This window comes from Actinoplanes sp. CA-015351, from assembly GCF_050955685.1.
In the GTDB taxonomy this organism is placed as follows: Bacteria; Actinomycetota; Actinomycetes; order Mycobacteriales; family Micromonosporaceae; genus Actinoplanes.
In genome coordinates this window covers 3,187,046-3,205,049 of record NZ_CP192102.1, presented here as the reverse complement: position 1 = coordinate 3,205,049, position 18,004 = coordinate 3,187,046, and the positions used below count along the sequence as shown (strand labels likewise).

General features: G+C 69.1%; 18 protein-coding genes and 1 pseudogene. 10 read left to right on the top strand and 9 right to left on the bottom strand.

All coding sequences use genetic code 11. The features are described from left to right. The first annotated feature begins 63 nt into the window (after positions 1-63). Positions 64-942, top strand: a complete 879-nt coding sequence (locus ACQP2E_RS14425; RefSeq protein ID WP_433831783.1) for a L,D-transpeptidase — start codon at positions 64-66, stop codon at positions 940-942. A gap of 71 nt (positions 943-1,013) precedes the next feature. Here ACQP2E_RS14425 and ACQP2E_RS14420 read toward each other — a convergent pair. Further along, positions 1,014-1,232, bottom strand: a pseudogene (locus ACQP2E_RS14420) (helix-turn-helix domain-containing protein); the annotation flags it as partial. A gap of 176 nt (positions 1,233-1,408) precedes the next feature. Between ACQP2E_RS14420 and rho the strand changes: the two are divergent. Next, on the top strand, positions 1,409-2,314 hold the full coding sequence (rho, locus tag ACQP2E_RS14415) for a transcription termination factor Rho (RefSeq protein ID WP_433831781.1): 906 nt from the start codon (positions 1,409-1,411) through the stop codon (positions 2,312-2,314). A 104-nt stretch (positions 2,315-2,418) separates the two neighbouring features. Then, entirely contained in the window at positions 2,419-3,915 is a 1,497-nt protein-coding gene (locus tag ACQP2E_RS14410; RefSeq protein ID WP_433831779.1) for a PP2C family protein-serine/threonine phosphatase, read from the top strand. An 18-nt stretch (positions 3,916-3,933) separates the two neighbouring features. Here ACQP2E_RS14410 and ACQP2E_RS14405 read toward each other — a convergent pair whose 3' ends face one another. The 4 genes from ACQP2E_RS14405 to glnII all read right to left on the bottom strand — a co-directional run bounded on the left by ACQP2E_RS14405 (position 3,934) and on the right by glnII (position 6,580). Next, the gene (locus ACQP2E_RS14405) at positions 3,934-4,329 is read right to left on the bottom strand and encodes an ATP-binding protein (protein WP_433831777.1); all 396 of its coding nucleotides are present in this window, start codon (positions 4,327-4,329) and stop codon (positions 3,934-3,936) included. Next, complete coding sequence (locus tag ACQP2E_RS14400; RefSeq protein WP_433831775.1) at positions 4,322-4,651, bottom strand: STAS domain-containing protein; 330 nt, start codon at positions 4,649-4,651, stop codon at positions 4,322-4,324. The genes ACQP2E_RS14405 and ACQP2E_RS14400 overlap by 8 nt, the downstream gene beginning before the upstream one ends. An 88-nt stretch (positions 4,652-4,739) precedes the next feature. After that, positions 4,740-5,519, bottom strand: coding sequence for an N-formylglutamate amidohydrolase (locus tag ACQP2E_RS14395; protein WP_433831773.1), 780 nt, complete (start codon positions 5,517-5,519; stop codon positions 4,740-4,742). 53 nt (positions 5,520-5,572) lie between these two features. Further along, a complete protein-coding gene (glnII, locus tag ACQP2E_RS14390; RefSeq protein ID WP_433831771.1) occupies positions 5,573-6,580 on the bottom strand; it encodes a glutamine synthetase in 1,008 nt (335 codons plus the stop codon). Positions 6,581-6,763: 183 nt separating this feature from the next. Between glnII and ACQP2E_RS14385 the strand changes: the two genes are divergently transcribed. Then, positions 6,764-7,288, top strand: coding sequence for a MarR family winged helix-turn-helix transcriptional regulator (locus tag ACQP2E_RS14385; protein WP_433831769.1), 525 nt, complete (start codon positions 6,764-6,766; stop codon positions 7,286-7,288). Here the strand turns inward: ACQP2E_RS14385 and ACQP2E_RS14380 are convergent. After that, positions 7,209-8,060 carry a LysR family transcriptional regulator gene (locus ACQP2E_RS14380; RefSeq protein WP_433831767.1) on the bottom strand — a complete coding sequence of 284 codons (852 nt, stop codon included), beginning with the start codon at positions 8,058-8,060 and terminating at the stop codon, positions 7,209-7,211. The two genes, ACQP2E_RS14385 and ACQP2E_RS14380, sit on opposite strands and share 80 nt — an antisense overlap. A gap of 71 nt (positions 8,061-8,131) precedes the next feature. On the opposite strand from ACQP2E_RS14380, the gene ACQP2E_RS14375 reads away from it, so the two are divergent. From ACQP2E_RS14375 to ACQP2E_RS14365, 3 genes are read left to right on the top strand one after another with little or no spacing between them, the layout of a single operon-like run. Continuing rightward, positions 8,132-8,809, top strand: a complete 678-nt coding sequence (locus ACQP2E_RS14375) for a type 1 glutamine amidotransferase domain-containing protein (protein WP_433831765.1) — start codon at positions 8,132-8,134, stop codon at positions 8,807-8,809. Positions 8,810-8,850: 41 nt separating this feature from the next. Then, positions 8,851-9,753: a universal stress protein gene (locus tag ACQP2E_RS14370; RefSeq protein ID WP_433831763.1), complete on the top strand. Its 903-nt coding sequence runs from the start codon at positions 8,851-8,853 to the stop codon at positions 9,751-9,753. Positions 9,754-9,797: 44 nt separating this feature from the next. Then, positions 9,798-11,444, top strand: coding sequence for a methyl-accepting chemotaxis protein (locus ACQP2E_RS14365; protein ID WP_433831761.1), 1,647 nt, complete (start codon positions 9,798-9,800; stop codon positions 11,442-11,444). Between the two features lie 3 nt (positions 11,445-11,447). Here the strand turns inward: ACQP2E_RS14365 and ACQP2E_RS14360 are convergent, their stop codons facing one another. Beyond that, positions 11,448-12,368 (bottom strand): siderophore-interacting protein, encoded by a 921-nt coding sequence (locus ACQP2E_RS14360; protein WP_433831759.1) that lies wholly within the window; start codon positions 12,366-12,368, stop codon positions 11,448-11,450. 156 nt (positions 12,369-12,524) lie between these two features. Here ACQP2E_RS14360 and ACQP2E_RS14355 point away from each other — a divergent pair, with 156 nt between their 5' ends. Continuing rightward, the gene (locus tag ACQP2E_RS14355) at positions 12,525-12,983 is read left to right on the top strand and encodes a response regulator (protein ID WP_433831757.1); all 459 of its coding nucleotides are present in this window, start codon (positions 12,525-12,527) and stop codon (positions 12,981-12,983) included. A gap of 46 nt (positions 12,984-13,029) precedes the next feature. Here ACQP2E_RS14355 and ACQP2E_RS14350 read toward each other — a convergent pair whose 3' ends face one another. After that, positions 13,030-14,433, bottom strand: a complete 1,404-nt coding sequence (locus ACQP2E_RS14350; protein ID WP_433831755.1) for a hypothetical protein — start codon at positions 14,431-14,433, stop codon at positions 13,030-13,032. A 148-nt stretch (positions 14,434-14,581) separates the two neighbouring features. Here ACQP2E_RS14350 and ACQP2E_RS14345 point away from each other — a divergent pair, with 148 nt between their 5' ends. Continuing rightward, positions 14,582-14,893 (top strand): protealysin inhibitor emfourin, encoded by a 312-nt coding sequence (locus tag ACQP2E_RS14345; protein WP_433831753.1) that lies wholly within the window; start codon positions 14,582-14,584, stop codon positions 14,891-14,893. Here ACQP2E_RS14345 and ACQP2E_RS14340 read toward each other — a convergent pair. After that, entirely contained in the window at positions 14,883-17,246 is a 2,364-nt protein-coding gene (locus tag ACQP2E_RS14340; RefSeq protein ID WP_433831751.1) for an ATP-binding cassette domain-containing protein, read from the bottom strand. The genes ACQP2E_RS14345 and ACQP2E_RS14340 overlap by 11 nt on opposite strands. A gap of 197 nt (positions 17,247-17,443) precedes the next feature. Here ACQP2E_RS14340 and ACQP2E_RS14335 point away from each other — a divergent pair, with 197 nt between their 5' ends. After that, positions 17,444-18,004, top strand: a complete 561-nt coding sequence (locus ACQP2E_RS14335) for a hypothetical protein (protein WP_433831749.1) — start codon at positions 17,444-17,446, stop codon at positions 18,002-18,004.

Sequence of the window (18,004 nt, the reverse complement as noted above, 5' to 3'; positions counted from 1 at the left end):
CGAAGACCACTGGTACAGAATGTTCCTCACATCGCCCGGAACAGCGCCCGCTACCCTGGGCGGATGCCGAGCGCCCTGCACCCCGACCGCCCGCAGAGCCGGACCCGCGCATATCTGTTGATCCTGACGGTGGTCGCGCTGCTCCTGGCCCTCGGCGCGGCGGTCGCGATGGCCCGCGGCAACGATCAGGCGAGCACCTGGGTGAGCCCGTCAGCGGCGCCGGCTTCAGCGTCACCAAAGCCGGAGGAAAAGCCGCTGGAGGCGTCCAAACCGCCGAAGGACCTCCCGGTGATCACCTACGCGGAAGGCCCCCAAGGACTGCCCGAGGACCCCGGCGCCACCAGCCTCGACGTGCCGACCGAGGCACTGCGCCCGGCCACGAAGATGGCGCTTTACGACGAGCCCGGCGGCGAACCCCGCGCCTACCTCCCGCCGAAGATCAGCGGCCTGCCGACGGTCGCCCCGATCGTGGCCCGCGACAACGGCTGGGTCGCGGTGCTCGCCCCGTCGTCGAACCGGCGGATCGGCTGGGTGCCCGAGGACGGCTGGACCCCGGAGCCGCTGGGCGACCACATCGTTGTCGACCTCAGCGAACACCGCCTCACCTGGCTGCGCGAGGGCGAGGAACAGCAGTCGTGGGAGGTGTCCGTCGGATCGAAGGCCACACCCACGCCACTCGGCCGCACCTACGTGATGGGGACGACCACCACGAACGGCGCGATTTACGAGGGGCTCGACGCGCTGGTGCTCGGCACCGTGCCGGAGAAGAAGGAGAACCTGGCGGCGTCGCTGCGGGGAGCGCACACCGCCATCCACGCGTGGTCGCGCACGAGCGCCTTCGGCCGCAGCGTGTCCAACGGCTGCGTCCGCATGCCGGCGGCCGCACAGCGAGCACTCCTGGACACTGTCGAACCGGGAACGCCGGTCCTGGTCGTCGCCTGACGCACCCGAGCCTGCCGCACCCGAGCATGACGGCGCACACTGGCTCGCGGGCCCGGCACGCTCCGCTGCAATTCCTTGCGCGCCTCGTCGAGCAGCTCCGGCAGCGGCAGCCCCAGCGCGCGGCAGATCGCGGCCAGCACCTCGGACGACGCCTCCTTGGTGCCGCGTTCCACCTCGGAGAGATAGGGCAGCGAGACGCCTGCGGCCTCGGCGACGTCACGCAGCGTGCGGCCTTGAGCCTGGCGGACTCTCCGTAACACGGATCCGATCACCCTGCGCAGCAGTGCCATGTTCGTCTCCTCCGTGGCCGGGCCGTGGAGTGCCATCATCGCCCATCGGTGCTACCGTTGCTGACAGCAGATCCCGGTGCGGGCGTTCCAGCCCCCGATGATCAGCCTTCTTTCCCTCGCGTTTCTCATGCGCGAGCACTCAGATCCTTTCGAGGAACTCCTTTTTCGAGGAACCCATGACCCAAACTGCCGTGCGCCCGTCCAGGGCGAAAACCACCGGTTTCTACCAACTCACCCCTATCCACCCCACCGAACGTCTCCGCCTGGAGACCGACAATCTCACCACCCGCGTGATCGACCTGGTCATGCCGATCGGCAAGGGTCAGCGCGCCCTCATCGTCGCGCCACCCAAGGCCGGAAAGACCACCGTTCTGCGCCAGATCGCCGACGGCATCACCCGCAACCACCCCGAGTGCCATCTGATGGTCCTGCTGATCGGCGAACGACCGGAAGAGGTCACCGACATGCGCCGCACGATCCACGGCGAGGTGATCGCCGCGACCTTCGACCGCGCACCGAAAGAACACACCGAGATCGCCGAACAGGCCATCGAACGCGCCAAGCGCCTCGTCGAACAGGGCCGCGACGTCGTCCTGCTCATCGATTCCATCACCCGCCTGGGCAGGGCTTACAACCTCATCGCGCCGGGCAAGGGACGTACTCTTTCGGGCGGCCTGGACGCATCCGCCCTGCATCCGCCGAAACAACTGCTCGGCGCCGCCCGCAACATCGAGAACGGCGGCTCCCTCACGATCATCGCGACAGCCCTGACCGAAACCGGCTCCGCGATGGACGGCCTGATCTTCGAGGAGTTCAAGAGCACCGGCAACGCCGACCTCAAACTCGACCGCTCGCTCGCCGAGGCGCGCATCTACCCCGCGATCGACATCGCCGCCTCCGGCACCCGCCACGACGAGGCCCTGCTCCCACCCACCGAACTCGCCGTGATCGCCCAGGTCCGCCGCGCCCTCACCGGCCAGGATCGCCGCGACGGCATGCAACAGCTGCTGAAGCAGCTGCGCACAACCCCGACAAACTCCGCCTTTCTGCACCGCGTCAAGGCCACCATGGCGTACGCGTAACCGGCGCTCACCGGTCAGCAGAAGGCGTCCACGCCACCCGCCCGCAAAGGCATGGCGACACCCTTGTCCCCCTGGGTTCCCGCGCTCCCCGATAGGCTTCGGTGATGGCCGTCGAGGACGTGGTCCGCGAGCTGCTCACCGTGATTCCGGTGGGCTGCACCTGGCTGCTGCCGGTGCACGACGGCGACGAACTGGTGGATTTCCGCGTCGCCGCGACCAGCGCCCAGGTCTCCGACATCCAGGGCCGTGGCACCCAGCGGATCAACGAACTGATCAGCGAGCTCTATCCGTCCATGGTGGGCGGACCGCTCTGGCATCTGTACGGTGACGTGCTGCGCAGCGGCGAACCCGGCCGGCTCGACGAGTTCCGTTACGAGGAACGTCAGCCCGGTGTCGTCGCCGAGTCCCGCTTCGAGATCAGCGTCCACCGCGTGCTGGGCGGCCTGCTGGTCTGGTGGGAACGGGTCGACGAACATCAGCGCCGGCTGGAGCGTACCGAACTGCTCGGCAGCCTCGGCTGGTCCGAGTTCGACCTGGCCACCGGCCGCACCGACTGGTCACCGGGGATGTACCGGATCTTCGAGCGTGACCCCCGGCTCGAACCGCTCACCCGCACCGCACAGGCGGCCGCGATGCTGCCCGAGGACCGCGGCCTGGCCGAGGCCGCGTGGCAGACCCTGGACACCGGCTCCACCTCGGACGTGACGGTCCGATTCCAGGTCGGCAACGCGGTGAAACACCTGCGCATCCTGTCCGACATCGCCCACGACGTCGCCGGTACCCCGGTGAAGATCTACGCGGTGGTGCAGGACGTCACGGCCCGGGTGGATTCGCGTACCGAGATCGAGCAGCTCAGCGACAAGTTGCGAACCCGTGAGCTGACGGCGCTGGCCGAGCACCGCCTGGCCGGCCAGCTGCAACGCATGATCCAGCCGGTGCCGGAAACACCGTTCAAGCTGGACGGCCTGGAGGCGATGGTCAGCTACCTGCCGGCCGAGAGCACGATCCAGGTCGGCGGCGACTGGTACCACGCGCAGACCCTGCCGGACGGCCTGGTCGTCCTGGCGATCGGCGACGTGGCCGGCCACGGCCTGGAAGCGGCCAACGGCATGGCCCACCTGCGCTTCGCCCTGATGGCCTGGCTGTCGATCGGCATCCGCGAGCCGGGAACCCTGCTCCAGCACATGAACCGCCTCTGCACCCAGCTGGGCATCACCGGCACCGCCCTGATCTCGGTCTACGACCCCCGGACCCGCACCCTCCCCTGGGCCCGAGCCGGCCACATGGCCCCGATACTGGCCCGAGGCGGCGAGAGCGCCGAACTGGCCCGCCCACCGGGCCTGCTGCTGGGCGCCGAACCCGACGAGGACTTCCCGGTGGCGAGCGCCCGCCTGGAACCAGGCGACCTGATCCTCTTCTACACCGACGGCCTGGTCGAACGCCGCGCCGCCGGCACCAGCGCCCGCGCGGCAGAAGTACACGCCCACCTGTCAACGGTGTCAGCCAGACCAGGCCCGAACCCGCTGACCCGCGTCCACGCCCTGCTGCACACCCCGAGCCCGGACGACGACACCTGCACCCTGACCGTGCGGGTCATCTGACCCACCCGGTCCCCCGGGTCAGAGGTCGAGGCAGATCCGCACGAGGGTTCCCTCGGGCACGGCCGTGGTGTAGACCGCGTCGCAGACTCTCTCGACGATGGCCAGGCCCCGGCCCCGGACCGCCTCGGCTGCCGGCATCGCGCGGCCGAACGGGCGCTCGGCGCCCCGGTCGACCACGTCACAGACCAGGCGGCCGTTCTCCGCCCAGACCCGGATGTGGCCGCCGCCGGACGTGTGCTGCAGCGTGTTGGTGGTCAGCTCGCTCACCGCGAGGGTCAGCAGGTCTATCCGGTTCTCCGTCATGCCCAGCGCCAGCGCCCGCTCGGTCACGAAGACCCGGACGGCCCGCAGGTCGTCGGGCACCGAGTACGACATCCCGTCGCCGTCGGTCTCGGGCATCGCGGCCTCAGACATGGCGGTGCTCGTCGGCGGGGGCCCGTAGCAGGGCGGCGACGCCGGTGAGGTCGAGGACGGTGGCGACCGGGCCGGCGGCGTTCACCACGTAGATCCGGCCTCCGGTGTGCTTCGCGGCGTGATGGGCGGTGATCAGGCTGTGCACGCCGCTGGAGTCCAGGAAGGTCAGCGGGGCCAGGTCGACGAAGACCGCCTTGGCCCGGGTGAGCGCGTCGAGCAGGATGGCGGTGAGGTGCTCGCGGGCGGAGAGGTCGCACTCGCCGGCGAGGGTAACGATGATCCGGCCGGGTCCGGCGGACGTCCGCGCCTCGAAATTTCCCATCGACTGCCGCACCTCCCCGACCCCGGTAACGTTGCCCGGCCCATCATGTCACCCGTCATCACCGAACGCGCCGTCCGGCATCAACCCTTCAGGGGACCGCGTCGACGAGCGCGGCGAGCGACCGGGCAAGAGTGTCCAGCCCGGCCGTGCCGTCCGGCCCGGCGAGGATGGCGCCGCCGGGTTCGCGCATGTACTGGTCACGTCGGATCTCGATCATCAAGGCGGAGACGGCCGGGTCACGCCGCCAATGGTCCAGCGGGACGTAACAGCCGGCGAAGGGGCTGTTCAGGCCGGTGCCGTCGAACACCGAACGGGCCGCCTCGACCAGCCAGCCCGGCGTGTGGAACTCGTCGGTGCCGAGGCAGACCGGCGGCCGGGGCCCGTCCCGATGCAGTTCGTACGCCAGCAACGCCGTCGAGTACGAGTGCACGTCGAGGATCACCGCACGGCCGGTCGACGACAGGCGTCCGGCCACCAGGTTCGTCATCGTTTCCGCGTACGGAATGAAGTGATCTTCAAGAAGTGTCGCGTCCCGCGCGGGATCGTCGGTGCGCAAGCGCCGCCCGGAGTGACCGTGCGTGTAGACCGGGCCCATGCCGGCGGCGAGCATCTCCTCGGAGTCGCCGAGGAAGCGTTCCGGATCGACGACGAGGCGCGACAGCCGGTTGATCAGCATCCAGGGCCGGCGGGCCGCGACCGAAAAAGCCCGGGTCGCGATCACGTCCGTCCACGCGTCGGTGAGGTGGTCGAGTTCCTCGGCGATCTCGCCGGGGCCGATCACCAGGCCGGAGGAAATGATCTCCCGGGAGGCGTGCGGGACGTGCAGGATCACCGGGGAATCCGGATCGCCGGGAATCAGGTCGAACATCAGCGGAAGCCTAGCGCGCGGGGGCAGGTGCCCCCGCGCGCCGGACAACGGGATCAGGACTCGGCGAGCGCCGTGCAGATGGTGTCGATCAGCAGGCGGGTGACGACGTAGGGGTCGACGTTCGCGTTCGGGCGACGGTCCTCGATGTAGCCCTTGCCGTCCTTCTCGACCTGCCACGGGATGCGCACCGAGGCGCCACGGTCCGAGACGCCGTAGCTGTACTCGGTCCACGGGGCGGTCTCGTGCAGGCCGGTGAGACGCTGGTCGATGCCGGCGCCGTAACCGTCGACGTGCTCCTGACGCTTCTTGCCCAGCGACTCGGCGGCCGCGATGATCGCGTCGTAACCCTCGCGCATCGCCTTCGTGGAGAAGTTGGTGTGCGCGCCGGCGCCGTTCCAGTCACCCTTGACCGGCTTCGGGTCGAGGGTGGCGGAGACGCCGTAGTCCTCGGCGATGCGGTAGAGCAGCCAGCGGGCGATCCACAGCTCGTCGGCGACCTGCGGTGCGGCGACCGGGCCGATCTGGAACTCCCACTGACCCGGCATGACCTCGGCGTTGATGCCGGAGAGGTTCAGGCCGGCCTCGAGGCACGCGTCCATGTGCGCCTCGACGATCTCCCGGCCGAAGACCTCGTCGGAGCCGACGCCGCAGTAGTAGCCACCCTGCGGGGCGGGGTAGCCGCCACCGACCGGGAAGCCGAGCGGACGGCCGTCCTTGAAGAAGGTGTACTCCTGCTCGATGCCGAAGATCGCCTCCTGGTCGGCGAACTTCTCGGCGACCGCGCGCAGCGGGGCGCGGGTGTTGGTCGGGTGCGGGGTGCCGTCGATCAGCTCGACCTCGCACATGACCAGGATGTTGTTACCGCCGCGGATCGGGTCCGGACAGATGAAGACCGGCTGGAGCACACAGTCCGACTTGTCGCCAGGCGCCTGGTTCGTGCTGGAGCCGTCGAAGCCCCAGATGGGGGGCTCGGCGCCGTCGGCCAGGATCTTGGTCTTGGAGCGCAGCTTGGCGGTGGGCTGGGTTCCGTCGACCCAGATGTATTCGGCCTTGACAGCCATTCTCAGTCTCCCAAAAAGTAAAAAATCCGGAACATCGCCTCGAATACCTCGATGCCGGACAACCCTGACGCGGCGCGGGAATGCTATCCAGCGAAGATCAAATCCACGTTTCCGATCCCGCACCTCGGACACGTGATCCCGGTAACCTTTCAGCCGCTGAATGTTTCGGCCGATGAAGCTTGCGTGACGCAGTCTTTGGGCCGTTCACCCGGCGGGCTCGAACTCGGCTACCTCACGCTCCATGCCGGCCGCCTGGTCCAGAACGCGGTCGAGGAGGCCGCCGTCGACGCCGGGATGCCGGCGATGGATCTGCTCGCCCTCTACATGCTCGGCCAGCACGAGGGCCTGACCGGCGGCGCGCTCGCCCGGCTCCTGCACGTGCAGCAGTCCTCGATCACCCCGCTCGCCGACCGCTTGGAGACAGCCGGTCTGATCGAGCGTGCCCGCGACGAGAACGACCGGCGCAAGGTGTGGCTCTGCCCGACGGACCAGGGCCGGGACCTGGTCCACCGCAAGACCGCAGTGGCGCGCGGCGCGGTCCGTGACGCGTTCGCCCCGCTTGGCCCGGATGACCGGAACACCCTGGCCGCGCTGCTCGGCCAGGTGGTCGAGCCGTGGCTCGCCGAGGTCACCAGGACCGCGCAGCCGCCAGCAGGGCCGTCCGGGTCGCCGCCACGTGCGGCGCGTGCAGCACCGCCACCCGGGTAGCCAGATACAGCGTGTTGATCGGCGGATCATCGGTCGGGTGCAGCTCGATCAGCGTTCCGGCCCGCAGATCCTCGGCGATCAGATAGCGCGGCAACACCGTCACCCCGATTCCGGCGAGCGCGGCGGCTCGCAGCGCGCGCAGGTCGGGTACGACGAGCGCCGCCCGTCTCGGCGGTGGTGAACCGAGCACGTGCCGCCACCAGCGCCGGATGATCGGCATGTCCTCGGCATAGGACAGCAGCGGCTGCCCCTTGTCTGCCCCGGGCACGCCGACAAGGGTGAACTCCTCGTCGTAGAGCGGTTCCGCGTACACGCCCGCCCGGCGGGGCCGGATCGCGCTGACCACCATGTCGAGGCGGCCCTCGGTGAGGTCGGCGAGCAGATCGTCGGCCAGCCCGAGCCGGACCCGGACGCTGAGCCCGGCGGCGAACGTGGTGGCGAGGGCGGGCATCACCCGGGCGGTCATCAGCTCGGCCGGCCCGCCCAGGTGAAGGGTGTGGTCGGCGGTGTTCCCCAGCGATCCGGCGACACCGGCGAGGGCGTCGAGAGGCCCGTCGAGACGGCGGGCAAGATCGTCGGCGGCCGGCGTCGGGGTCACCCCGCGGGCGCCCCGGACGAACAGGGCCTGGCCCAGCTGCGCCTCCAGGGTGCGCAGCTGGGCGGTGACGGTCGGCTGGGAGAGGCCGAGCACCTCGGCGGCACGGGTCAGCGTCCCGGCCCGGTGGACCGCGAGGAAGGAATGCAGCAGATCGAGCGAAACGCGTCCGGACACATCAGGAATCCTATGGCTCGGTGAAAGAAACCTCTTGGTTGTTGATGGCTCGAAGGGGCAAGTATCGAGGCATGACAGCTTCCGTCAAGATCCTCATCGCCCTGACCAGCCACGGTGACCTGGCCGGCCTGCGACCCACCGGTTATTACCTGGCCGAGGCCGCGCACCCGTGGCACGTGTTCACCGAAGCGGGTTACACGGTCGACTTCGTCAGCGTCGCGGGTGGCGAGCCGCCGATCGACGGCGCCGACCTGAGCGACCCGATCCAGAAGGCGTTCACCGAGGACCCGGCCGTCCAGGCCCAGCTCGCGGTGACGCCAACGTTCGCCGAGGTCGACCAGGCCGACTACGACGCCATCCTCTTCGCCGGCGGTCACGGCGCCGTCTTCGATTTCCCGGACGACCCCGACCTCGCCACCCTCGCCCGGGACCTCTACGAGCGCGGCGGCGTGGTCGCCGCCGTATGCCACGGTCCGGCCGCCCTCGTCGGCATCACGCTGTCGGACGGCTCGCCGATCGTCGCCGGCAAGAACATCGCCGCGTTCACCGACTCCGAGGAGGCCGCCGTCGGTCTGACCGATGTGGTGCCTTTCCTGCTGCAGAGCACCCTGGAGAAGCAGGGCGGCAAGCACACCGGCGCCGCCGACTGGCAGCCGCACGTGGTCACCGACGGACATCTGGTGACCGGTCAGAACCCCGCATCGTCGACCGGTGTCGCTGAAGCAGTTGTTAAGGTCCTGCGCCACTGAGCCTTTCGGTCTTGCCGCACGGGCGTCCAGACACGACGATCGTGGGTAGCAACGCCGAGGAGGTGGGCACGGTGCCCGACCAGCGGATCGTGGTGGGTTACGACGGCTCTCCGGACGCTCGCAAGGCGGCCCGGTGGGCCCTCGACGAAGCGCAGCGCACGGATGCGCCGGTCGAGCTGCTTTATGCGTACGAATGGCCCACCTATGTCCCGGCGGCGGCGATGATGCCCGCCGCCGCGGTCTACCCCGACGCCGAGACCGACGACGCGGTCGGCGACATGCTGGGCCGCGCCATCGCCACCGCGGCCGAGACCCATCCCGGTGTCCGGGTGCGCGCCCGCGTCGAGCACGGCACCGCCGCGGTGGCGCTCACCCAGCGAGGCGCCGAGGCGGCGCTGCTCGTGGTCGGCGGTCCGCGGCACTCCGCGGTGCGTGCGCTGCTCGGCTCGACCGCCGCCTCGGTCAGCACCCACGCCCGCTGCCCGGTCGTGGTGGTCCGCGGCGACCCACGGGCCACCGACCCGGTGCTGGCCGGCATCGACGACTCCCCCACCGCCGCGACCGTGCTCGGTTTCGCCTTCGAGCAGGCCGCGGTGCGGGGCGTGGCGCTGCGCGCGGTGCACGGCTGGCCGATGCCGGACGGCGGCCGCGACCTGCTCTGCGAGCGCAACCTGGCGGCGGTCGCCGCCGAGCGCCGCCGCCTCGACGAGATCGTCGCCTGCTGGCGGCGGCGCTTCCCCTCCGTCCCGGTCACCACCGAGGTCCTGGTCGGCCCGCCCGGCGAGGTCCTGGCCCAGGCCGCCGCCGGCGCCCAGCTGGTGGTGGCCGGCGCGAGGGTACGCCGAGCGCTCCGGATGGCCCTGCGCCCCTCGATCGGCCGGCACCTGTTGCACCGCGCGAGGTGCAGCATCGCCCTGGTTCACAGCGGTACATCAGGAGGTTGAGCAATTCGCCGAAATGCGACGGAACCGCCTCTATGGTGGACGTCATGCAGGCGGAGATCACTACTTCGGGTCGCGGATTGCTGGATCGGCTGCTCGGCGACCGCAGTCTGCTGATCAAAAGCACCGTGGCCGCGATGTGCGTCGCGATCGTCGCGCTGGGCGTGACAGTGGTGGCCCTGACCCGCCTCGCCGAACTGCGCGACGACCTCCAGAACATGAAGAGCCAGCACGTCGACAGCATGGAACAGATCGCCGACATGCGCGGCGGCCTGACCGAGTACTTCCGCAGCGCCCTGAAGTACAACGCCGGCAAGGCCGGTAACGAGGCGCTGATGAAGGCCGGCCTGGAACAGGCTGAACTGGCCTCCGCCAAGATCGACGAGGCGGTCGCGACGTACCAGGCGATCGCCACCAAGTCCGGCGCCACCGACCGGCTCGAAAAACTCCAGGCGTTCTCCGAGGCGGTCCTCTACCACCGCGGGCTGAGCACCGTGGTCATCTTCGGTCAGGCGCCGCCGGCCGGCTTCGAGATGCCCGCCGCCGCCGACATCCTCGCCGCGTTCAACACCTCGGACGCCACGATCACCACGACGATGGACGACCTGCAGACGACCGAGGAGTCCGACGCCGACGCGATGGCCGTCGACGGCACCGCGTCCTACAAGCGCGCCCGCATGATCGTGATCGCCGGACTGGTGATCGGCTTCGTCATCGCGGCGTTCGTCGGATTCGGCGTGATGCAGCTGATCAAGCGGCAGCTCGCGACCGTGTCCCGGGCGCTCAGCGCGGTCGCCGACGGCGACCTCACCATCCCCGCCGAGGTCCGCTCCCGCGACGAGCTGGGCCAGATGGCCGAGGCCACCAACCGGGCCCGGGACGGCCTGATCATCAGCGTGCGCAAGCTCAACCACGGCGCCGAGGTGCTCGGCGACGTGACCCAGCGGCTCGGCATGATCACCACCCGTCTGGACGCCGAGTCACGGGAGGCCTCCGAGCAGGCCAACCTGGTCGCCGGCACGGCCGGGGAGGTCTCCGCGAGCGTGCAGTCGGTCGCCGCCGGCAGCGATCAGATGGGCGCGTCGATCCGGGAGATCTCGCAGAACGCCAACAGCGCCGCGCAGGTCGCCTCCAGCGCGGTCGGCGTCGCGCAGACCACCAACGACACCGTGGCCAAGCTGGGCACGTCGTCCGAGGAGATCGGCAACGTGGTCAAGGCGATCACCGCGATCGCCGAGCAGACCAACCTGCTCGCCCTGAACGCAACGATCGAGGCGGCCCGCGCCGGCGAGGCCGGCAAGGGGTTCGCCGTGGTCGCCAGCGAGGTCAAGGATCTCGCCCAGGAGACCGCGCGGGCCACCGAGGACATCGCCCGCCGCGTCGAGGCCATCCAGGCCGACACGTCGAGCGCGGTCGTCGCGATCCAGGAGATCTCGCGGATCATCTCCGAGATCAACGACTACCAGGTGACGATCGCGTCGGCCGTCGAGGAACAGACCGCCACGACGAACGAGATGAGCCGCAGCATCGGTGAAGCCGCCAACGGCAGCTCCAACATCGCCGGCAGCATCAACGCGGTCGCCAGCGCGGCACACGCCACGACCTCGGCGCTGGGCGAGGCCGAAGCGTCGGTCAGCGAGCTGACCACGGTCGCCGGGGAGCTGCGCGAGGTCGTGTCCGGTTTCCGGATCTAGCCGTCAGCACTCCGCTTTGCCGAGGCGCCAGTAGCCCATGAAGGCGACCGCTCGCCGGTCGACGCCGCAGCCGGTCACCAGGTGGCGGCGCAGCGTCTTGATGACCGCGGCCTCGCCGGCCAGCCAGGCGTAGAAGCCGTCGATCGTGGCCGCCGAGCCGTCCGGGACCTCCCAGAGCATGTCGGTGTCGACGTCGATGTCCTCGAGGTCGGCCTTCACCGCGGTGGTGCAGTCGCCGAGCAGGCGTTCCGCGGCGGCCTCGATCTCCGGAACCAGGTAGGTGCCGTGCGCGGCGCCGTCGCGGGACAGCCAGGTGACCCGGAAGCCCTCCGGGGCGGCGATCTCCAGCCGGTCGGTGTGCTCCGGAACCTCCAGCACGGCCTCGCCGGTCGCGTCCGCGGGCAGCCGCTCGATGATCGAGGCGATCGCCGGGACCGCGGTCTCGTCACCGCCGAGCAGGATGTGGCGGGTGTTCGCCGGCGGGTGGAAGTCGATGCCACCGGACGGGCCGCAGAACTCCGCGTTCGGGCCCATCAGCCGGGCCTGCGTACCCGGGCCGGCGTTGACCGCCCACCGCGAGGCCGGGCCGCTCACCCCGTGCAACACCATGTCGACGTCCACCTCGCGCAGGTGCTGACGCACGGCGCGGACCGTGTACGTGCGGATCGGGTTGCGCCGCTCGTCGGGGAGCAGCCGCCACTGGGTGTACCAGTCCAGGCCCTGCGGCAGGTGCTCGAACCCGGAGTCGTCGAGCGGCGGGATCAGCTTGATCCGCTGGTCGAACCCGTTGTCGGCGAACCGGTCGAGGTCGTGGCCGGTGAACGTCACCCGCACGAAGTTCGGGCTGAGCCGGTTCACCCGGACCACCTCGACGTCGAAGAAGCGGAACGGGGGCGCCTCAGTAGGCACGGCGGTCTGGGTCACGGTCGCCTCCCCAGGCATCGCGGTTAGGTGACCCTAACCTAACCGCTGCTCCGTACCCTGTCATCACCACCCCTGCTCCCGTACTGCAACAGACACTTTTCTGCAGGTCGAGAACGTAAGACCGATCAAAGGTGTCCCAGCGTTGAAGGAGTTGAGATGCCTCAGTCCCCCACCACCACGATCACGTTCAGCGACGCGAACGCGAACGGCCTCTGGCGGGTTGAGGACTGGGCGTCCGCCCTCGAGCCGCCGACCGTCCTGATCGTCGAGGACGACGAGGAGATCCGCTCGCTGATCGAGCAGGAGTTGCAGGTAGCGGGCTATCGCACGCTGGTCACCGACAACGGGATCACCGCGATGTCGCTGGCGGTCAACGAGCAGCCGAGCCTGATCGTTCTCGACGTGACGACGCGCAAGCTGAACGGCTTCGGGTTCTGCTACGAACTGCACTCGTCGCCGCAGACCGCCCAGATCCCGGTCATCATCTCCGGAAACGGCGAGCCGTCGGACATGGAGCTCGGCCGGGTCGTCGGCGCCGAGGGTTACCTGGTCAAGCCGTTCAACACGGCCGAGCTGCTGGACCGGGTGACGCAGCTGATCCCGATCATGTTCTGACGGGCAACGCGTCCCGACGTGACGAGTCACGTCGGGACGCGCCGGCTCAGCTCGACGGTGTGATGGTCAGCAGGCCGGTGACCGTGCCCTGGTAGTAGCTTCGGTTGATCGCCGTGCCGGCGGTCTGCAACGGGTTGACCAAGCCGAACCCGAGCAGCGCCTTGTCGCTGACCGCTCCGGTGCCCGAGTCGATCGCCGCGAAGTAGAACGGGTCGGCATCACCCAGAATCCCGTCCTGGATCGCCGTGTAGACCTTGCCGTCGGTCACCGACAGCCGGGGCAGCGCGGCGCTCCGCGTGTTGATCTGCCATGTCACGGCACAACCGGTCCCCGCCGCGTTCACGTCGATGCGGGCCACGCCCCCGTCGAAGCTCGCGTCCGACGGCACACTCGTACCGGCGTCGTCCGGCAGAGCCGGGTAGTCGTACCCGTACGTATTGGTGATGAAGATGCTGCGGCCCACCGCGACGGGCGCGTTCTCGGTGCCACTCGCGGCACGGTTGGTGAACAGCGGCTGCACGCACACCGGCGTCCCGGTCCCATCGGTACGCAGCACCACGAGATTCATGTACGGGTTCGCGTTGTCGGTGATGGCGACGTACTCATAACCGGTCGACGGCCCGAAGAACACCGGCGTCGCCCCACTGCCCCAGGACAACTGCCCCGGCTTGCGTGCGGTACCCCGGTCGTACGCATACCGCCAGCGCAGCGTGACATCAGCGGTGTTGAACACGTAGACCGCGCGATCGCTGGTGACCGCGAACCGACCCGGCACCGTGGAGATGCTGTTGGCGATCTTCTCTCCGGCCGGCAGCTGGTAGGTCACCGTCGCACCGGTGGTCGTGTCGACCGCGCCGACCTTGCCGGCCGCCGTGACGAACCACACCCGCCCGTCGTACGCCGGAATCACCCCGACGACCGCGTCACTCGCGTCGATCACACCGCTGAGCGGGGTCTTCTCGACGACAGTGAGGGTGCCGCCGGTGTGCGCGATCCGCAGCAGCTCCCGGTTCCCGTCGACGATCACCACCCGGTCCAGGTTGTCGACGTACGCGTAGACCCCGCCGAGCAGCGTCCCCTTGGTGATCGACAGCTTGGCGAGCGAGCTGCCGCTGGTCTTGTCGAGCAGATGCAGGGCCGGCGCCTGTCCGATGTATTCGGTGCAGAGGCCGAGCAGCTGGCCGTCGGCGCCGTGCAGCAGCGTCGGGCAGGCCGACAGCAGCGTCGACCGGGTCACCTTGACCGAGCTTCCGGCCGGGCCACGACCGGTGAACGTCTTCGCCGACGCGCTGTCGCCGTGCGTGGAGGCACCGCCGGCCGGTGCGGTGTAGGGGTTCTGCGGAGCGGCGGGACCGGATGCCACGGCGGCCGCGTACGCCGGCGCGGGCACCACGCCGAACGCCAGGGTGAGCGCGACAGCCGCGCCGGCCGACCGGATCAAGAGATTCATGGTCGTGAGATTAAGCGGATTGTCTCAACCTGTCTATATGACCTATGGAACTTGTAGGGAATCCGGAAGTGTTCAAGAACTGACAGCGCTGGAGTCAGGTAGGTGCCAATGTTCCAGGTATCCGATGGTTGCCGCCTGAGGAGGAACAGTGACCGAACCCGTCCGCGCCGAACTACGACGATCGGGTGGTTACGCCGGCCGATCCCTGCACGTCGTGATGGACTCCCCGACCCTGCCCGAGCCCGATGCCCGCCGACTCACTCAACTCGTCCGCAGCCTCGATCTGACCCGCCTCGGCGCCAAGATCGCGGCACCCTGCGACGCCGACCTGGTCCGTTACGACCTGGCCCTCCAATGTGGCGGGCGACATTGGCGTGGCACGGTCGCGGAACCGACCGTGCCACCCGAATTACGTCCCCTGCTGCGGTTCCTGACTCAGGCCGCGTTGATCAGGCGCTGACGTACGCCGCCAGGTGCTGACCGGTCAACGTGGATCGGTCGGCCACCAGGTCGGCCGGCGTACCTTCGAAGACGATCCGGCCACCGTCATGGCCCGCGCCCGGACCCAGGTCGATGATCCAGTCGGCGTGCGCCATGACCGCCTGATGGTGCTCGATCACGATCACCGACTTTCCGGAGTCGACGAGCCGGTCCAGCAACGCGAGCAACTGCTCCACATCGGCAAGATGCAGACCGGTGGTCGGCTCGTCGAGCACGTAAACGCCGCCCTTGTCGGCCATGTGCGTGGCCAGTTTCAGCCGCTGCCGCTCGCCGCCGGAGAGCGTGGTGAGCGGCTGACCTAGACTCAGATAGCCGAGACCGACGTCGACGAGCCGCTTCAGGATCGCGTGTGCGGCCGGAATGCGCGCCTCACCCTCGCCGAAGAACTGTTCCGCATCGGTCACCGACAGGCCGAGGACCTCACTGATGTCCTTGCCGCCGAACGTGTATTCCAGCACCGCCGCCTGGAACCGCTTGCCCTCGCACTCCTCGCACGGCGTCGCCACACCGGCCATCATCGCGAGGTCCGTGTAGATCACGCCGTTGCCGTTGCACGTCGGGCACGCGCCCTCCGAATTCGCGCTGAACAGCGCGGGCTTGACCCCATTGACCTTCGCGAACGCTTTGCGGATCGGTTCCAGCATGCTTGTGTACGTGGCCGGATTGCTGCGCCGCGACCCCCGGATCGGCACCTGGTCGACCGAGACGACGCCGGATTCCGCCGGAACCGAGCCATGGATCAGTGAGCTCTTCCCGGACCCGGCAACGCCGGTGACCACGCAGAGCACGCCGAGCGGAACATCGACGTCCACGTCCTGGAGGTTGTGCCGGCCGGCGCCACGGATCTCCAGCTTGCCCGTGGCGGTGCGCACCTTCTCCTTGAGCTGGGCGCGATCGTCGAGGTGACGACCGGTCAGCGTGTCACTCTTGCGCAGCTCTTCGACCGTACCCTCGAAGCAGATGGTGCCGCCGGCGGTGCCGGCGCCGGGACCGAGATCGATCACGCGATCGGCGATCGCGATCGCCTCCGGCTTGTGCTCGACCACGAGGACCGTGTTGCCCTTGTCGCGCAGCCGCAGGAGCAGCTCGTTCATCCGCTGGATGTCGTGCGGGTGCAGCCCGATGGTCGGCTCGTCGAAGACATAGGTGACGTCGGTGAGCGCCGAGCCGAGATGACGGATCATTTTCGTACGCTGTGCCTCACCGCCCGAGAGCGTGCCCGACGGCCGGTCCAGGGAGAGGTATCCGAGCCCGATCTCGACGAACGAGTCCAGGGTGTGCTGGAGCTTGCCGAGCAGCGGCGCCACGCTGGGCTCCCTGAGCTCCTTCACCCAGGCGGCCAGGTCGCTGATCTGCATCCGGCAGGCGTCCGCGATGCTGATCCCGTTGACCTTCGACGAGCGGGCCGCTTCACTCAGCCGGGTTCCGCCGCAGTCCGGGCAGGCGGTGAACGTGATCGCCCGCTCCACGAAGGCGCGGATGTGCGGCTGCATCGCGTCGACGTCCTTGGACAGGAAGGACTTCTGGATCTGCAGGATCAGACCGAGATAGGTCAGGTTGATCCCGTCGACCTTGATCTTCGTGGCCTCCTTGTAGAGGAGGTCGTTCAGTTCCTTCTTGGTGAACTCGCGGATCGGCTTGTCCGGGTCGAAGAAGCCACAGCCCCGGAAGATCCGGCCGGACCAGCCGTCCATGCTGTAACCGGGAATGGTCAGCGCGCCACCGTTCAGCGACTTGCTGTCGTCGTAGAGCGCCGTGAGGTCGTAATCGGTCACCGAGCCGCGGCCCTCGCAGCGCGGGCACATGCCGCCCACGATGCTGAAGCTGCGCCGCTCCTTGGTGGTGACCCCACCCTTTTCCAGGGTGACCGCACCGGCGCCGGAGATCGACGCCACGTTGAACGAGAACGCCTGCGGCGACCCGATGTGCGGCTGGCCGAGGCGGCTGAACAGGATGCGCAGCATCGCGTTCGCGTCGGTGGCCGTGCCGACCGTCGACCGGGGGTCGGAGCCCATCCGTTCCTGGTCCACGATGATCGCGGTGGTCAGCCCGTCGAGCACGTCCACGTCCGGCCGGGCAAGGGTGGGCATGAACCCCTGCACGAAAGCGCTGTACGTCTCGTTGATCATGCGCTGCGACTCGGCGGCGATGGTGCCGAACACCAGGGAGCTCTTGCCCGAACCGGAGACACCCGTGAAAACGGTCAGGCGCCGTTTCAGGATCTCGACGGTCACGTCCTTGAGGTTGTTCACCCGCGCGCCCTGCACCCGGATCAGATCGTGGCTGTCCGCGACGTGCGTTTCCGTGCTCATCGTGTCCCCTCTGTCGGCAGCGCCGTCAACGGTAGTCAACGCTGGTGATGCCCGCTTCTCGATTCCTGCTCTGCTTATTGCTGGAACGCTGCTTCGCTCTTGCTGGAACGCTGCTTCGCTCTTGCTGGAACACTCAGGTGGTGCGGTGTGAGGCCGATCGGACCGGCCCGACGGTTACCGACTCCTCAGGCAGGCCGATGAGCATCAACAGTTATCCGGTCCGGTCCGGCGCGTTCGCAGCCGGCTATCTCCTCATCGCCTGGGCCGTGGCAGGGCCGCTGTCGCTGAGCCCGATCATGCTGCCGGCCGTGGCGGTCGCCGCCCTCTGGCTGGTGGCCCAGAACAGGTACGGCAGACACCGCCTCGACGTCATCATGCTCGCCACCGCGGCTGCGGTCGCGGCCACGCTCAACGGCGCGGGTCTGCTGCTGGCACTCACGTACGCGGTGGTCGCGACCATCCCCGGTGTGCTGTTCGTGATGATGCTGAACCGGATGCTGCCCGGGTACTGGCTCGGCCACGGTGACCGATTCCGGCAGCGTAACGCGGTGTTCGGCCGGCTCGCTGCCTCGGCCGGGGCGGCCGCGTTCTCGGGCGTGGTGCTTCAGACGGTCGTCGACCCGGAGGCGCTGACGTTCGGTGGATCCGTATTCGTCACGGTTCGCGACACCGCGCTGATCGTGCTGGTGGTGTGGGCGGTCCGGCAGTACCGGCTCAGCAAGGAGCCTCACCGGGGCGGTCTGTCGGTGGTGCGCTGA

What these genes read in the sequence shown, in the direction of transcription:
- ACQP2E_RS14340 (WP_433831751.1), bottom strand. Translation starts at nt 17,246, where the DNA reads ATGAGCACGGAAACGCACGTCGCGGACAGCCACGATCTGATCCGGGTG.
- ACQP2E_RS14425 (WP_433831783.1), top strand. Translation starts at nt 64, where the DNA reads ATGCCGAGCGCCCTGCACCCCGACCGCCCGCAGAGCCGGACCCGCGCA.
- ACQP2E_RS14355 (WP_433831757.1), top strand. Translation starts at nt 12,525, where the DNA reads ATGCCTCAGTCCCCCACCACCACGATCACGTTCAGCGACGCGAACGCG.
- ACQP2E_RS14375 (WP_433831765.1), top strand. Translation starts at nt 8,132, where the DNA reads ATGACAGCTTCCGTCAAGATCCTCATCGCCCTGACCAGCCACGGTGAC.
- glnII (WP_433831771.1), bottom strand. Translation starts at nt 6,580, where the DNA reads ATGGCTGTCAAGGCCGAATACATCTGGGTCGACGGAACCCAGCCCACC.
- ACQP2E_RS14365 (WP_433831761.1), top strand. Translation starts at nt 9,798, where the DNA reads ATGCAGGCGGAGATCACTACTTCGGGTCGCGGATTGCTGGATCGGCTG.
- ACQP2E_RS14395 (WP_433831773.1), bottom strand. Translation starts at nt 5,519, where the DNA reads ATGTTCGACCTGATTCCCGGCGATCCGGATTCCCCGGTGATCCTGCAC.
- ACQP2E_RS14410 (WP_433831779.1), top strand. Translation starts at nt 2,419, where the DNA reads ATGGCCGTCGAGGACGTGGTCCGCGAGCTGCTCACCGTGATTCCGGTG.
- ACQP2E_RS14400 (WP_433831775.1), bottom strand. Translation starts at nt 4,651, where the DNA reads ATGGGAAATTTCGAGGCGCGGACGTCCGCCGGACCCGGCCGGATCATC.
- ACQP2E_RS14335 (WP_433831749.1), top strand. Translation starts at nt 17,444, where the DNA reads ATGAGCATCAACAGTTATCCGGTCCGGTCCGGCGCGTTCGCAGCCGGC.
- ACQP2E_RS14350 (WP_433831755.1), bottom strand. Translation starts at nt 14,433, where the DNA reads ATGAATCTCTTGATCCGGTCGGCCGGCGCGGCTGTCGCGCTCACCCTG.
- ACQP2E_RS14405 (WP_433831777.1), bottom strand. Translation starts at nt 4,329, where the DNA reads ATGTCTGAGGCCGCGATGCCCGAGACCGACGGCGACGGGATGTCGTAC.
- rho (WP_433831781.1), top strand. Translation starts at nt 1,409, where the DNA reads ATGACCCAAACTGCCGTGCGCCCGTCCAGGGCGAAAACCACCGGTTTC.